Origin of the sequence: Streptomyces sp. NPDC004610 (genome assembly GCF_040609715.1) — a bacterium.
Classification (GTDB): Bacteria; Actinomycetota; Actinomycetes; order Streptomycetales; family Streptomycetaceae; genus Streptomyces.
Map to the genome: position 1 here is coordinate 97,738 of NZ_JBEXLA010000031.1, position 15,157 is coordinate 112,894.

Genomic DNA, 15,157 nt, shown 5'->3' on the forward strand with positions numbered 1-15,157 from the left:
CATCGGGGGATGTCCATCAACCATGAGGCGACACGGGAGGCCGATCGCGAGGACGGGCCGGTGGTGTCGGCGAGCACCGACGCGATCCCGGCGGCGGACCGGTTCGACTGGTGGGTCGAGATGGTCGGCGACGAGGTCATGCCCGTGACGATCCACAGCCCGCACGCCGCCCGTTTCCGGGGCAGCGTGGAGGCCGTGGGGATGCCGCAGAGTCAGGTGGCCGCGTTCACCTTCTCCCCGATGACGGCCCGCCGGTCAGCCCTCGACATCCGTCGTCACGATCCGGAGGAGTACTACCTCGTCCTGGTCCTTGGGAGCCCCATCCGTCTGGAGCAGGCCCGCGGCGTCGCCTGCCTCGGCGTCGGCGACATGACTCTCTTCTCCACCTCGGCCCCCCTGACCTGTGACTTCCTCGACCGAGGCCGACAGACCCGTCTGACCTTGCTGCGACTCCCGCGCACCGTGTTGCCGCTGGCCGGCGGCCGGGGGGACCGGCTGCTGGCCGAGCCGCTGTCCACCCGGGCCGGGGCGGGGTCGGCGGCACTGCTCGGCTCCTACCTGGCCGCCCTGCCGACGGCTGCCCGCGCCTGTGACCCGGCGGAACTGTCCCGGCTCGGAGTGATCGGCGTCGATCTGGCCGCGACCGCGCTGGCGGGACGGCTCCAGGCCCAGGACACGCTGCCCCCGGAGACCCGCAAGGCCGCGCTACGGACCCGGATCAGGAGCTTCATCGCCCACCATCTCGGCGATCCGGAACTGCTCCCCGCGGCCATCGCCGCCCACCACCACATCTCGCTGCGCGGCCTCCACCTCCTCTTCCAGGGTGAACCGGAGACCGTGGCCGCCATGATCCGGCGCCTGCGCCTGGAACGCTGCTTCGCGGACCTGGCCGATCCGGCGCTGGAGCACATCACCATGGCCGCGACGGCCGCGCGCTGGGGCTTCCGTCACCCCGCCGACTTCAGCCGCGCCTTCCGCAAGGCGTACGGGTTCCCGCCGAGCGAGATCCGGGCGAGGGCCCGCGGGTCCGCGCCGACGCCGAATGCCTAGGAAACGTGCGCTCGTTGCCGAGGACCGGCGGGCTGCCACTGGGCCACAGTGAACGCACAGCGTCAAGCCACTCCAGGAGGAGACCGGAGACAGGAGGAGACAGGAGACATGCGCAAGAGGATCGCGGCGCTCGTCGCGGCCACGGCGGCCGTCCTCGCACTCACCGCGCCGACAGCGGCGAGCGCCGAGGAGACCCGGGTCACCAAGGTGGCGGGCGTGGAGGGCCTGTACCGGCTCACAGGGCCTGGTCCGAGTGCGGAAGCGGCTCGTGCTTCTTCCCGAACGACAACGGCGGTGGCTGGCTGTGGGTGGTTCCCAGCTGCGGCCACCACCCGGTGCCCGGCTGGTTCCAGGACCGTGCCAGCTCCGCCTGGAACCGGACACCCACCCGTATCCACATCTACAAGCACACCGACTACGGCGGGTACTTGGGTACGGTCCCCGCCTGGTTCCAGGGCAACCTCGCGTCCGCGGACGAGGATGTGATGAGCTCGGTCTTCGCGGACTGCTGAGGGCGGCCTGATCGGCACCAGAGAGGCCCGAGCCGCTGCCTCGCGCGGGGGACGAGGCAGCACGGGCACTGGCGCGGCCGGGCCACTCAGCTCCCCGGCGGCAGCCGGCCCCGGGTGAGCGAGAACGCCGAGGCCGCCGTCGGGAGAGGGGCGTTGCCCCGGCCGAGGCTGACGACGTGGAGCGAGTGACCGCAGCGTGGGGGCGTATCGAGCACTGGCTGAGCGAGCACGCGGTGCTGACGCGCCGCATGCTTCCTGTCCTGGGGCCACGTGCAGCCCATGCGGAGCCTCGGTGTCACTCTCGGTCAGTATCTCGCCGGCACGGCTGACGCCCTCGAAGGCGACGCTCCGGCGATCGGGCGTGAGGGCGTCGCGGACGCCAGGCCGTTCGTCTCACCCACCGGTGACGGGCTGCGCTGGCTGGAGTACGACGTCCCGGACATCATCGCCGACCACTACGGCGACGGATGGCGTCCGGTGTGACAGTGAGTGGACCTGTACCCGTACCCCGACCGCAGGCAGGGGACCGTCATCTCCTGGGCTCGGTCTGAGGGCCCGAGCGCATGGCGCCGCCGGGTGTGGGACCGGGTACCGTCCCCTCACCACCGGCCATGGCGGAGAGCAGGCTCGTGCCGTAGCGGTGGGCGAAGGTCCGGGCCTGGGTCTCCAGTTCGTGGTAGGTGGCCTGGGCCGTCATCTGGCCGGGGTGCTTGCGGTAGCGGTACACCGGCACCGGCAGCAGGATGCCGTCGGCGAGGCAGGTGACCGCCAGGGCGCAGTAGTCCTCGCCCTGGACGAGTCCGCCCATGGGGGCCGCCCGTGCGAGGTCGGTGCGGGTGAGGAGGGTGGTCGGGCCCAGGGGGATGGTGTCGGACGGGTGCTTCCAGTAGGCCCACACGCCTCCGGCCTCGTGCCGTCCGGGTGGGGTCGGGCACCGCCACAGGGTGGTCGTGCCGTCGGCGTGGAGGTCCTGGCTGTATCCCGCGCACCAGCCCACCCCTGTGCGCCGCAGGGTCCGCAGCCGCAGGGCCATGGCCCAGGGGGTGAACTCGTCATCGTCGTCGGCCCAGTTGACATAGCGGGTGCGGACCTCGTTGAGGGCCAGGTTGCGGGCGCAGGCCGCCCCCACGGGACGGGGGAGGGCGAGTGTGCGGACCCGGGGATCGCGGGCGAGCGGGCGCGGCAGCCGGGCGGGGTCGGCTCCGTCGAGCGCGATGACCGCCTCCCACGGCACGCGCTGGCGGGTGAGGCTGGTGTGCATGGCGGTGAGATGGCCCAGGCGCTCGGGCCGGAGCCGGGTGGCGATGACGACCGTGATGTCGGCGCGGTCGTGCGACGGCGACGGGGGCAGGGGAGTTCTCCGTGGGAGCGGGGGAGGGGAGGACCGGGTTACGGCACCGCCGATGATGATGACGGTGCCGTAACCCGGCAGGCTGCGCCGCGTCGGCGTGGACGCGGCCGGTGGGGTCGTCCGGCGGAGGGCGCTACTTCCAGATGCGGATGTGGTCGACCCAGAAGCTGGACCGCGAGTCGAAGATCTCCTCGCGGATGGAGCCGTCCGTCCACTGGTCCAGGACCTCGTGCGACAGCAGCGGGTACTCCTTGACCTGGCTGATCAGCCGGGGGTCGGTGATGGTGCGCACGACCGTGCCGTCATAGGTGAACTGGAGGCTGGTGGGCGTCCAGTCGAGGCCGATGGTGTGGTAGCCGGAGTGCATGCCGGGTGCGTTGGCCACCGTGGAGGACTGCTGGTGCTGCGGGGGGTTGAAGCTGTCCCAGTGCAGGCTGACCGTGTACCGGTCGGCCCGGTAGTTGGATTCGGCGAGGTCCATCTCCGCGCCGTCGCGGGCCGTGCCGTCGTACCGTCCGCCAGGTGCGAGACCGGCGGACGGCAGCAGCCATACGGCACCCAGGTGCCCGTTGGTGGGAGGGAACCGGACGCGGGCCTCCAGCCTGCCGTAGGTGTAGTCGAACTTGCCCGCGCTGTCGATGAGGCCACCGGTGTACGAGGTCGCGCCGGTCTTGCGCACCTTGATCTCCAGCTGACCGGTGGTGTTGATGCTGACGTTGGCCGGGTCGTAGCTCCAGGTGTCGGGCGGGACGGCGCCGCTGCGCGGCCAGTTGCGGGCCGTCCACTTGGCGGAGTTGAGCGTGGTGCTGTTGAACTCGTCGCTGAAGACGAGGGTCTGCGCCGCGCTCCGCGCGGCGGGTTCGGCGTCGGACGGGGTTGCCGGGTCCACCAGCGAGGTGGCGGGGCGTGCGGCCGGCTGTGCGGAACCGGCCGCCGGGACGGTGAGCAGGGCGGTGGTCACACTGAACGCCGGGATCATGATCCAGGCGGACCTGAGAGCGCGTCGTGCGGTTCGGTTCGTCATGGTGTCGGGGCTCTCCTTCGGTGTGCTCGGTGGGGTGTGTCTCTTCTCGTTCGGGTCAGTGGCGGTCGAGTCGGTACAGGCCGACTCCCATGCCGTCCAGGCGGTCGCTGTAACGGCCGCCCGAGCGGGGGATCCTCCGGTTCTGGAAGAGGACTTCGGCGGCGCCGCTGCCCGGGGCGGTGAACGACACCGGGGTGGGGTCCTTGGAGAGGTTGACGACGAACAGGTGGTCGCGGCCCTGGTGGCGGCGGGTCGTCCAGCGCAGATCGGCGTTGTGGAACACCCGGACGCCCGGCGCCCGCTCGGTCTCCAGGATGGCCGGGGACAGTGCGCTGATCTGCTCGACGACGGCCTTGGCCCGGTCGAGCAGGGTCCGGTAGCTCTCTCCCGCGGCATCTTCCTCCAGGTCGAAGCGTGAGTAGAAGGTCAGCCCCTGCGCCCCGGCGACGATGGCCTGCCAGGACATGGAGCGGACCTCGGCGAGGTTCGGGGCACGGTCGCCGAAGTGGCCGTAGTTGCCGAGGTTGTGGAGCTGGATGACGGTCCACACCGCACTGCCTGGGCGTTCGCGCACGGCCGCCGCCGTGGAGGTGAAGACCGCCGAGGCGGTGAGATCGGTCGGCTTGCCCTTGACGGGGTAGTGGTCGGTGCCGAAGACGTCGGTGACCTCCTGGGTGTCGTCACCGGCCCAGACGCGGTAGTCGACGGAGTACGCCGGGTGGTGGAAGTCGTTCTCGACGACCGAGGCGTAGCGGGGCCGGACCACCGGGCCCTCGGTGTCGGGCGGTGTCTCGTCGTTGATGTACCAGCCGAGCAGCGAGGGGTGATCCTTGTAGGCGTTGATCTCGGCCGCGTCGGCGTTGCGGTGGGTGAAGAGTGTCTTCATCCCCCGCGCCGAGGTCGCGTCGAGCACCGGCCCGCTGGGGACGTGGTACGAGAGGACGGTGTTGAACGCCGCGTAGTGGAGATCGTCCAGGTGCTGCACCGTCGTCGGGCCGTTGTACGCGCCCAGCGGGAAGAACAGCTCCCCGTTGTGCCGGGTGCGGCCGTGCGCGTCGATATAGGTGTGCGGGACCTCCGAGGCACGCAGCTTGCGCAGCGGGAACGTCTTCTCCTGGACGGGCTCCCCGTCACGGGTCAGGGCGCTGACGGTGAGTTCGTACGCCCCGTGGGCCAGGCGGGCGGTGGGGTGGGTGTACTGGAGCCGCGCGGATCCGCCGAAGGTGCGGGAGTGCACCCGCTTGCCCGCGGAGTCCGTCAGCTCGACCTTGACCCGGTAGTCACCCGCCCGGCTCCCGGCCGGCGGATACAGCCCGAGCCGCAGATCGATCTCGCGGTGCTCGCCCGGGATCAGCAGCCCGCGGTAGGCCGGTGCGGCGAGCGTGGCCCGCAGGAGCCTCGGGTCGTGCCGGGTCACCACCAGGTCGTCGATCCAGGCGGAGCCGGTGGTGCCGCGCTGGAGGTAGAAGATCGCCTTCATATGGGCGGCACCGGCGGGGGCGGCCTGGGGGCCGCAGACGAGCCGGGTCCAGTCGGGGGCGGTCGTCGCGCCCGTGTAACCCCCGCCGAGGTAGCAGCCGTCCTCGGCGTACCACTCCATGGCGATGGACGCGCCGCCGCCCGTCAGCCCGGCGGTCTTCACCCAGGCCGACACGGTGATGGGCACATAGTCGCCGTTCGTGTGCGGGATCTTCTTGGTGGCGAAGACGTAGGTGGAGGGGTTGTCGCGGGTGTAGCGCAGGGATCGGGAGCCGGTGCGGTACTCGGCGCTGTCGTAGCTGGTGAACCCGTTGAACCACTCCGGATCGGCGTCCTCGAAGGAGGTGGTGAACACGACCCGTTCCGACGGCGCGGCGGCGGGGACCGGGTGCTTCGGGCCGTTCACGGTGGCGGAGGGCGAGGCCGCCGCGGGGCCCTGGGCCGTGCCGACGAGCCCTGCCGAGGCGAGGGCGGCGGCGCCGCCGACGAGGAGGGTTCTGCGGGATGCGTCGTTCATGGGCGATGTCTCCTGGAGGGGTGGTGAGGGCGGGCGCGACGGCCGGGACGGCCGACGGCGGAGGGCGGGGCGTGGTCCGAGGGACGTTGAGGGGGCGTCACCTACGGACCGCGCGGGTCACTTGCCGACGCCGAGGGTGAGTCCCTCGACGATGCGGCGGCCCAGCCAGATGTAGAGCGCGAGGATGGGCACCACGACGATGACGATCCCGGCGAAGAGGCCGCCCCAGTGGGAGGTGTACTGCATGGTCCCGTAGAGACCGAGCAGCGCCTGGGGCAGCGTGTACTTCTCGGTCTCCGTGATGAGCACCAGGGCCAGCAGGGTCTCGTTCCACAGCGAGACGACCAGCAGGATGAGCGCGGTGGTGATACCGGGGCGGGCCAGTGGCAGCATGATGGAGCGGAAGGCGCGCAGGCCCGTGCAGCCGTCGAGTGCAGCTGCCTCCTCCAACTCGCCGGGGAGCGTCCGGAAGAATCCGGTGAGCAGGAACACCGTGAAGGGCAGCGAGGACGCCACATAGATGAGGTAGAGGCTGATCCGCTCGTCCCACCAGCCGAGGGCCGCGTACATGAAGGTGCTGATGTTCTGCATCCAGACGAAGACGGGGATGATCACGGCCTGCATCGGGATGCCCATCCCCAGGATGAAGAGCAGGGTGACCAGCTCACCGGACCGCTGCCGGCCGCGCGCCAGGACATAGGCGGCGGGCGCGCTGAGCGCGATCACCGTCAGGGACGCGGCAGTGACGACGACGGCCGAGTTGAGGAAGCCGCTGCCGAGGTCCGAGACGCTCCACGCGTCGGTGAAGTTGGCCGGGCTGAGGGAGTCGGGAAGGCGGAAGGGGTCGGTGAAGATCTCCGATCCGTTTCTGAAGGCCGTCATCACGACCCACAGGAGCAGGAAGACATTGAAGCAGGCCCAGATCCAGACGGCTGGGACGCCGAGGATCCGGAAGGTGCCGCGGGAGCGGCGGGTGCGGCGGTGGCGTGCCGGGTCGGCGGGGCGCCGAGGGGGCGGTGGCACCGGGCGGGCGGGGCCCGGTGGTGCTGAGTCGCCCGCGGGGTGGGTGAGCGGGGAAGTGGTCATCGCAGGCCCTCAGAATTCGATGGGATCCCGGCGCATCACTCGGCGCAGGAGGGTCACGAGCAGCAGGATGAGAGCGACCATCACGACGCCCATCGCGCAGGCGTAGCCGAGTTCGTAGGACGGATTGCGGCCGCCCGTGGAGACCAGGAACTGCTGGATGGTCAGGGTCCTGGACGGCACCGGCGGGGAGTCGCCCGTGCCGCTGAACGCGTAGATGAACTCGAAGATCTTGATGGAGTTGATCACCCAGAGGACGGCGGCCACGGACACCACGTCCCAGGTCATCGGCAGGGTGACATGCCAGAACTTCTGGAACTCACTGGCACCGGCCAGCTCGCTCTCTTCGTAGAAGTAGGGCGGTATCCGGTCCACACCGGCCATCAGCAGGATGACGTAGAAGCCGGTCGTGACCCAGACGATGCCGGTCATGATGGTGCGGAAGGCGTTCTCGGGGGCGAGCCAGTTGGTGGCCAGTGTGTCCAGGCCCAGGCCGCGCAGGGCGCTGTTGACCAGCCCTTCGGGGGCGAGCAGCAGACCCAGGGCCACACCGATGGCGATGGGCGAGACGATGTACGGGACGAAGAGCAGCGTACGGAGTGTCCTGCGGCCGTTCGCCTGCCGCAGCAGGACCGTGATGGCGAAGGCGAGGACGAAGATGCCGAGTCCGCAGAGCAGGACGATCTTCAGGGTGTTGCCGAACGCCGTCCGGAAGACGTCGTCGGACAGCAGCCGCCGGTAGTTGGCCGCCCCCACCGGCTCCATCCGGTCCCCGGTGCCGCGCCAGCGATGGAAGCTCACATACACGCCGACGACGGCCGGTGCGATGAACAGGGCCAGATACACGGTCAGGGCGGGAGTGAGGAAGAGCCAGTACAGGCCCCGCTGCCTGCCGCGCGGCCCACCCCGGTGCGCGGTCCCGTCGCCACCGCGCAGCAGGCGTCCGAGGCGGTGTGCGGTGCCGGTCGCCATCGGGGTCAGCCGTTGTTCCGGTAGTACGCGACGGACTTCTCCTTGATGGCTCGGACGAACCCCTCGGCCCCGTCGGTCCCGCCGTTGAACAGGTCGACCACCACCGGCTCCCACACATCGGTGACCCAGCCCGCGGCGACGGTGCCGCAGTCGTCGTTGGGCTGGAAGTACTGCCCGTCGGCCGCCGCGTACTCCTTGCCGAAGTCGGCCAGGGTCGCGGGCGCCGGGATGTCGGTGCGGGGGGTGAGGTTGTCCGCCTCGGTGGAGATGCCGGTGAGCCGGTCCTTGTGGAGGAAGAAGCGGATGAACTCCTTGGCCGCCTCGGCGTTCCTGGCCTTCGCGGGCACCGAGAACCCGATGACCCCGGCCTGGGCGGCGTCATTGCCCTTGCCGCCCTCGACCTCCGGATACTTGACGGAGCGGTAGTCGATGAGGGAGGCCACATCCTTGCCGGACTTCTTCAGCGCCTCACCGGTCTCGCCGGGGGCCCAGGTCCCCATCAGCAGGAAGTCGGTCCTGTTGGTGCCGGCGGCCCACGCGGTCTGCTGGGCGGGGAACTTGGTGGCGTTGAAGTCCTCGGGGAAGTACCCCTGGTCGATGAGCCGGTGGATGTCCCGCGCCGCCGCCAGGAACGCGGGGTCGTCCCAGGCCGCGCCGGTCCTGTCCGCGCACGCCCGGTTGAGCAGCCCGACCCCGCCGTGTCGGACGATGCTCCAGGTCATCCAGTAGGTGTCGTAGCCCGCGATGTCCCCGTCGAGCGCCAGCGGAGTACGGCCCTGGCCGCTGAGCCCGTCGAGGATCGCGGTGAACTCGCTCCAGCTCAGCCGGTCCTGCCCGGCCAGGCCGGGGTGCTTCTTGCCGTTGAACCACAGGGTCGAGCCGATGACCTCGTACGGGACGACCATCGGCTGCCCGTCCCCGGTGCGCGCGGTGGCGACCAGGGACTCGGGGACGACCTCGGAGACCTGGTGTCCCTCCCCGGTGATCCGGGCGTCGAAGACATCCTGGAGACCGAGCGCCCCCTCGCCCAGTGCGGCGTGCAGCAAGGTGCCGTCCTGGTCGGTGAGGTCGGGCGGGTTGCCGGAGTTGAGGCGCGGCGCGACCTGCTGGAGCACCTGGCGGCCCGACCACTGCACCTCCACCTCGATGCCGGTCTCCTCGGTGAAGGCGTCGAGGGCGGACCGCAGGACCTTCTGCTGCGGCTCGCCCTCCCGCCACATGGACCAGTAGACGAGCCGGTCCTCTCCCGTCCCCGTGGAGTCGCCGGGGGAGCAGGCGCCCAGGAGCGCCAGTACGGACAGGGCACTGACTCCGGAGACCAGGGCGGGGACACAGCGCGAGCGGGGCACTCTTGGCATGGTGATCACTCTCGTGGTGGAGCTCAGGGGATCGTGTGGGATCTCGGGCGATCTCGTCCGATCTCGCGCAATCTCGCGGGATCTGAGCTGAGTGGGTCGTGGAGGTGGGGGAGGGTGGGGAGGCGAGCCGGTTCGAGGCGCGCTGGAGGAGCCGCCGTCTCGGGCTGATCCGGGGTGGCTCGGTTCGGGGTGATGCGGGGTGGCTCGGTTCGGGGTGATGCGGGGTCGCTCGGTTCGGGGGTCACACGGAGTGACTCGGTTCGGGGTGATGCCGAGCAGTTCGGTTCGGGGTGACTGACTCCGGTCGGCCCGGGGGATCCTCCGAGCCGCTCCTGTCTCCTGTCCTGCCGACTTTTATTCGGCTAGACTCTGAACGAAGTTAGTTCGAGCAATGTCCGAACTAAATTTGTTCGAGTAGTGTCTGAACTAACCTGAGGGAAGTCAAGAGGGCTGACGCGAGGTTTCGCCGGGAGCGGCATCGCGGCGGCGGACCCGCCAGTGCGGCGGTCCGACACCCTCACCGCACAGCAAGAGGGGACGTACATGAAGGTCAGTGGGGGTCCCGGGACCACCGCGGCGGTGACGGTCGACGCGAGCAAGGTCGCCACCGTCCGGCGGAACAACCTGGGCCTGTTGCTCCGGCTGCTGCGCGATCACGGAGCCCGTTCACGCAGCGAGATCGCCACGGAGAGCGGTCTGCCGAAGGCGACCGTGTCGAGCCTCATCGCCGAGCTGGTCGAACGCGGACTCGTCCGCGAGGGCGCGGCCGACCGCAGCAAGGGCGTGGGGCGCCCCGGGCAGTCCCTGGAAGTGGACGGCCTCGCCATCTGCGCCCTCGGACTGGAGATCAACGCCGACTACATCAGCGTCGCCGCCCTGGACCTCCAGGGCACCGAGGTCCACGCCACCCGGGTGGGCGTGGATGTGCGGGAGCTGAGCGCCGACGCCGGTCTGGATGTCATCGCGGAGGTGATCCGGCAGACGGCGGCGGCCGTCGCGGCGCGTGGCATCGAGGTGATCGGCCTGTGCCTGGCCGCACCCGGGGTGGTCGACGCGCGCTCCGGGACCGTGGTCTTCGCCCCGAACATCGGCTGGAAGGGCATCGAGGTCACCCGCCACCTGGGTGAGCGCCTCGGCGCCTCCCTGCCCGAGGTGCGCGTGGAGAACGACGCGCGGCTCGCCTCCGTGGCGGAACACGCCCGGTTCGCCGCGCGCGGGGTCACCGAACTGCTGCTGCTCACCGGTGAGGCGGGCGTCGCGGGCGGGGTCATCACCGGCGGGCGGCTGATGCGCGGGCACGCGGGTCTCGCGGGCGAGATCGGGCACGCCGCCCTGGGTGTCCCCGGCCGGCGGTGCCGCTGCGGCCGGACCGGCTGCTGGGAGACCGTCGTCGGTCTGGACGCCCTCCTGCGACGGGTCGCCGACGCCGACGACCCCGTACGGGATCCCGCCCGGGATCTTGAGGAGCGGATGTCCGATGTCCTGCGCCGGGCCCGGTCCGGGGACGCCCGCACCCTGGAGGCGCTGGACGAGACCGCCGGGAGCGTGGCGCACGGGGTGAGCATCCTCGCCGATGTCCTCAACCCCGAAGTCATCGTGCTGGGCGGCTACTTCGCCTTCTTCGGCGACTACTTCCAGCCCGCCGTACAGCGTCGGCTCGACGAACGCGTCATGCTGCCGGCCTTCCCGAGGACCGAGGTCAGCCGCTCCGAGATGGGCTTCTCCGCGGCGGCCCTCGGGGCGGCCCGGTTCGTCCTGGACACCGTCTTTCAGGACCCCACCCTGGTCGACGCCTCCGCGCCCGACCCGCCGCCACGGACCGACTGACCACCCTTCTGCGGCAACACCCTCCGATGGCCACCCACCCCCGGTCCCCGCGGACCGCCGACCCTTCTTGGGGAACCCGATGACCCTGAGCGAGACGACATGAGTGAACTGCGCCTGTCCACCCTGGTGATGCCCACCGCCGAGACCGGACCCACCAACCCCCTTCCGCCGCTCTTCACCGGCCGGGACACCCACGCCGTCGCCGACCTCGCGACCGCGGACGACGAGATGCGGCGCAACATCGCCTACGGCAGGCTCCCCTCCGTGCTGCCCTACACACTCCAGGACGGCTACCGGCGCACCCGGGAACCACGCGAGCACCAGGTCGCCGTCCTGGAGAACGACCTCCTGCGCGCCACCTTCCTCCCGCACACCGGCGGCCGTCTCTGGTCACTGATCCACAAGCCGACCAACCGCGAACTCCTCTTCCGCAACCCCGTCTTCCAGCCCGCCAACCTCGCCCTGCGCAACGCCTGGGTCGCCGGCGGCGTGGAGTGGAACATCGGCACGATCGGTCACACGCCCACCACCTGCTCCCCGCTGCACACCGTCCGCGCCGGGCGGCCCGACGGCACACCCGTCCTGCGGATGTACGAGTTCGAGCGACTGCGCCGGGTCGTCTTCCAGATCGACGCGTCCCTCCCCGACGGCTCCGGCGTCCTCCTCGTCCACATCCGGATCATCAACCCCAACAGCCATACGGTGCCCATCTACTGGTGGTCGAACATCGCCGTACCCGAGGCCCCCGACGTCCGCGTACTCGCCCCGGCCGACAGCGCCTGGCACTTCGCCTACGACCAGGTGCTGCGGCACGTACCCGTTCCGGAGCACGAGGGGCTGGACCGCACCCGGACCACGCGGGCACGGGCGGCGGCCGACTACTTCTTCGACCTCGCCCCGGAACAGCGCCGCTGGATCACGGCCCTTGACGGCCGGGGCCAGGGCCTGGCGCAGACCTCCACCGACCGCCTGCGCGGCCGGAAACTGTTCCTGTGGGGGAGACACCCCGGGGGCCGCCGCTGGCAGGAGTGGCTCTCCGGACCGGACACCTCCTATCTGGAGATCCAGGCCGGTCTGGCCCGTACCCAACTGGAACACGAGCCCCTCCCGGCCGGCGGGGAGTGGACCTGGGCCGAGGCGTACGGGCTGCTCAGCGCGGACGCCTCGGCGGTGCACGGGGACTGGCCCCGGGCACGGGCGGCGGCCGAGGCCGGCCTGGACTCCCTGATCACCCGGGACGCCCTGGAGGCGGACCTGAAGGCCGCTGCCGCCTGGATCGACAGCCCGCCCCTCGAAGTGCTGTCCGACGGGTCGGGCTGGGGGGCGCTGGAGCGGCGCCGCAGGTCGGCCCAGGGCGACCACTCCCTCAGCTTCCCCGCCACCCCCTTCACCGACCGCACCCTAGGCCCCGAGCAGGAACCCTGGCTCACCCTGCTCACCACCGGCACGATGCCCACCGCGTCGCCCGCGACCGCCCCGGCGTCCTATGAGGCCGACCCCGCCTGGGCCCCGCTGCTGGAGGACGCCGGGGACTGGCTCGGACTCCTCCACCAAGGCGTCCTGCACGCCGCCCGGGGCGACCTCGCCGCCGCCGAGAGCGCCTGGTCGAGATCGGTCGCCGCGGAACCCAACGCCTGGGCCCACCGCAACCTGGCCGTGCTAGCCGACCGGCGCGGCGAGACGGAGACCGCCGTCCACTCCTATCTGCGGGCTCACGAACTGACCCCCGAACTCACCCCGCTCATCCATGAGTTGCTGGAGCTGCTGCTCCGCGACGATCAGCCGTCCCTCGCCCTGTCGGTCGTGGACGCCCTCGGCCCCGAGCAGCGCGCGGACGGCCGCACCCGGCTCCTGGAAGCCCGCGCCGCACTCGCCGCCGACCGGCTCGACCGCTGCGGCCCGCTCCTCGAAGAGGGCATCGAGGTACCCACCCTCAGAGAGGGGGAGACCTCCCTGGGCGACCTGTGGCGGGAGTACCAGAAGCGGCGGGCGCAGACGCAGGGGTCCGGGGCGGGGCGGGCCCAGGGCGGCGGCGGCCCCATGCCTGAGATCCCTCAGGCGTATGACTTCACCTTGCATCCGGGGGCGGACTGAGGGAGGGGGGCGCGGCCGACGCGGAGCCTGCGCACACCGGGGCCCGGAGTCGGGTCAGTGGAGGGGACGCCAATGCCCCAGCGCATCGTCCAGCAGCGGCGCCTCGGGATCGTCCCAGATCAGACAGCCCCACACCAGACCGGGCCGGTCCGGTGCCATGGCATCGGCGGGCCCTTCGGTGAGCGTGCGGTGCACGGCTTCGAGATAGGCGGTGATCGAGGGATAGCCGGGCTTGTCGCACGCCAGGTTGTCCGGCATCGACCAGCGGCCGACACCCTCCGCGCCCGCATAGTGCCCGTACTCCGGCCCCGCCTGGTCACCGGTCAGCCAAGGGACCACCGGGGCGCCCCACACATCGCTCCCGCCGATCTCGGGCAGCCGCGGCCGGAGCGCAGCCGCCGGGCCGAGCAGGATCCCACCGGGCAGGAACGCCCCCGAGCCGACCTCGCCCGCCTCCTCGTTGGCCTCGATGTACTGATGCTGGACGCCGCCGCACAGCCGCCAGAGGTCGGCCAGTTCGGTGGGGAGACCGAAGCCGAGGTGATGTCTCAGCTGGGCGTCGGCCGCCTCGATGGCCTGCTCCGGGGCGGGCGGCAGCAGGGAGGCGCGGGAGACGGGAGCATGCGCCTGGAGCCAGTCCATGAGGCGGAGCCAGGCCGTCTCCACCCGCCCTTGCCCGCTCACTCGATCCCGATCCGGGCGGACCGGAGCGGGCGCGGCTCGTCGGAGCGGGGCCGATGCGGTCGCTCGTCACCGTGCTCCTCATGGACGCCGCGCGCCTTCGGGTCGTCGAGACCGGCCCGCTCCGCCCTCACCTCGTCCACCGTTGCCCCCGGCACCTCAGCCTCCCCGTACGCGGTCATCCAGCCCTCGGTCAGGCGAACCCACCGGTCAGTCGATCCCGTGGCACTGGCGTACATGCTTGTCCAGCGTCTCCGTCCAGACCCGCTGATCCAGCCCGGCGTAGACGAAGGTCGCCGGCGGGTTGCCGCCCGGGTGGGCGTCGAGTGAGTCCTCGCGGGCGATGAACACCGTCTCCAGCTCCTGGCGGCCCATGTTCCAGGACTCCGGGCAGAAGAAGTCGATCTCCTGCCAGTACGGGGCCGTCTGCCGGTCCTCCATCCGCGGCGCACTCCGCAGGAGACCGATCTTGACCTCGGCCTCGTGCAGCCGGAAGCCCAGATCCTCGTACGCCTGGAGGATCGCGTCCTGAGCCGGCAGGGCGTGTACGGCGATCTCGTCGAAGTCCCCCTTGTCCGCCGCCTTGTCGACGGCCAGCTCGGTGCGCACCGCCGCCCGGCCGCCGGGGATGCGCGCGCCCCGCCCGTGGGTGAGCGGCATCTCCCACGGCACCTGGAGTTCGACACGATGGGTGACCGTCTCCCCGGCACTCACCCGGAAGCCGTCGATGTCGGCCGCGACCACCGTGTACGGGTTGTACCAGCCGGTCGAACCATCGGTCTCGCGGTCCTCGGCCCGCACCACCAGCTCCAGCCGCAGCCGCTCGATGTCCACATCGGCTCCGCCGCCCGCGACGGTCACCGTGCAGTGCAGGGTGTCGCCCGGCCGGACCGCCGGATTCTCCACGACCGTCTCGACGCCGGGCGCGTTCACGCCGAGCACACTCAGAAACTTACGGAACACCATGGTCCCTCCCCTTCCCCGCCCGGCTCCCCGCCGGTCGGAAGGATCACTCTAGGCGGGGTGGGTCAGCTGGTGGCGGGGTGGGCCCGGCCACCGCCACTTCCGCCCCCGGCTCGCCCCCTCACCCCCACCGCGTCGCCCGAAATACGCGCACCGCCCCAGAATTGGCGTGCTGCCCGATACCCGCCCGCAATCACCCGAGTCGCGCCAAGTGCCGTGCGCCGCCGCCGGATTCACAGGAAGCGA

Annotated in this window: 14 protein-coding genes; 5 read left to right on the forward strand and 9 right to left on the reverse strand. The window is 71.2% G+C overall.

The window, feature by feature from the left end; all coding sequences use genetic code 11:
- Positions 1-9 precede the first annotated feature (9 nt).
- The 3 genes from ABZX40_RS29860 (at position 10) to ABZX40_RS29870 (ending at position 2,045) form a co-directional block, all read left to right on the forward strand.
- Entirely contained in the window at positions 10-1,050 is a 1,041-nt protein-coding gene (locus tag ABZX40_RS29860) for a helix-turn-helix domain-containing protein (RefSeq protein ID WP_355744527.1), read from the forward strand.
- Positions 1,051-1,055: 5 nt separating this feature from the next.
- Positions 1,056-1,562, forward strand: coding sequence for a peptidase inhibitor family I36 protein (locus ABZX40_RS29865; RefSeq protein ID WP_355744524.1), 507 nt, complete (start codon positions 1,056-1,058; stop codon positions 1,560-1,562).
- 279 nt (positions 1,563-1,841) lie between these two features.
- A complete protein-coding gene (locus ABZX40_RS29870; protein ID WP_355744521.1) occupies positions 1,842-2,045 on the forward strand; it encodes a hypothetical protein in 204 nt (67 codons plus the stop codon).
- Between the two features lie 46 nt (positions 2,046-2,091).
- Here the strand turns inward: ABZX40_RS29870 and ABZX40_RS29875 are convergent, their stop codons facing one another.
- The 6 genes from ABZX40_RS29875 to ABZX40_RS29900 form a co-directional block, all read right to left on the reverse strand.
- Positions 2,092-2,823, reverse strand: coding sequence for a glycosyltransferase (locus ABZX40_RS29875; protein WP_355744518.1), 732 nt, complete (start codon positions 2,821-2,823; stop codon positions 2,092-2,094).
- Between the two features lie 223 nt (positions 2,824-3,046).
- Positions 3,047-3,937 (reverse strand): glycoside hydrolase family 16 protein, encoded by an 891-nt coding sequence (locus tag ABZX40_RS29880; RefSeq protein WP_355744515.1) that lies wholly within the window; start codon positions 3,935-3,937, stop codon positions 3,047-3,049.
- Between the two features lie 55 nt (positions 3,938-3,992).
- Positions 3,993-5,933: a hypothetical protein gene (locus tag ABZX40_RS29885; protein ID WP_355744512.1), complete on the reverse strand. Its 1,941-nt coding sequence runs from the start codon at positions 5,931-5,933 to the stop codon at positions 3,993-3,995.
- 117 nt (positions 5,934-6,050) lie between these two features.
- The gene (locus ABZX40_RS29890) at positions 6,051-7,019 is read right to left on the reverse strand and encodes a carbohydrate ABC transporter permease (RefSeq protein ID WP_355744509.1); all 969 of its coding nucleotides are present in this window, start codon (positions 7,017-7,019) and stop codon (positions 6,051-6,053) included.
- Between the two features lie 9 nt (positions 7,020-7,028).
- Positions 7,029-7,988: a sugar ABC transporter permease gene (locus ABZX40_RS29895; protein ID WP_355744506.1), complete on the reverse strand. Its 960-nt coding sequence runs from the start codon at positions 7,986-7,988 to the stop codon at positions 7,029-7,031.
- Between the two features lie 5 nt (positions 7,989-7,993).
- Positions 7,994-9,346 (reverse strand): ABC transporter substrate-binding protein, encoded by a 1,353-nt coding sequence (locus ABZX40_RS29900; protein ID WP_355744504.1) that lies wholly within the window; start codon positions 9,344-9,346, stop codon positions 7,994-7,996.
- A gap of 543 nt (positions 9,347-9,889) precedes the next feature.
- On the opposite strand from ABZX40_RS29900, the gene ABZX40_RS29905 reads away from it, so the two are divergent.
- Both ABZX40_RS29905 and ABZX40_RS29910 read left to right on the forward strand, forming a co-directional pair.
- Complete coding sequence (locus ABZX40_RS29905) at positions 9,890-11,173, forward strand: ROK family transcriptional regulator (protein ID WP_355744501.1); 1,284 nt, start codon at positions 9,890-9,892, stop codon at positions 11,171-11,173.
- Between the two features lie 99 nt (positions 11,174-11,272).
- A complete protein-coding gene (locus ABZX40_RS29910; protein ID WP_355744498.1) occupies positions 11,273-13,267 on the forward strand; it encodes a DUF5107 domain-containing protein in 1,995 nt (664 codons plus the stop codon).
- 54 nt (positions 13,268-13,321) lie between these two features.
- Here the strand turns inward: ABZX40_RS29910 and ABZX40_RS29915 are convergent, their stop codons facing one another.
- From ABZX40_RS29915 to ABZX40_RS29925, 3 genes are read right to left on the reverse strand one after another with little or no spacing between them, the layout of a single operon-like run.
- On the reverse strand, positions 13,322-13,951 hold the full coding sequence (locus tag ABZX40_RS29915) for a hypothetical protein (RefSeq protein WP_355744495.1): 630 nt from the start codon (positions 13,949-13,951) through the stop codon (positions 13,322-13,324).
- Positions 13,948-14,130, reverse strand: a complete 183-nt coding sequence (locus tag ABZX40_RS29920) for a hypothetical protein (RefSeq protein WP_355744492.1) — start codon at positions 14,128-14,130, stop codon at positions 13,948-13,950. Before ABZX40_RS29920 ends, ABZX40_RS29915 begins: the two co-directional genes overlap by 4 nt.
- Positions 14,131-14,158: 28 nt before the next feature.
- On the reverse strand, positions 14,159-14,914 hold the full coding sequence (locus tag ABZX40_RS29925; RefSeq protein ID WP_355744489.1) for a sporulation protein: 756 nt from the start codon (positions 14,912-14,914) through the stop codon (positions 14,159-14,161).
- Between the last annotated feature and the right edge of the window lie 243 nt (positions 14,915-15,157).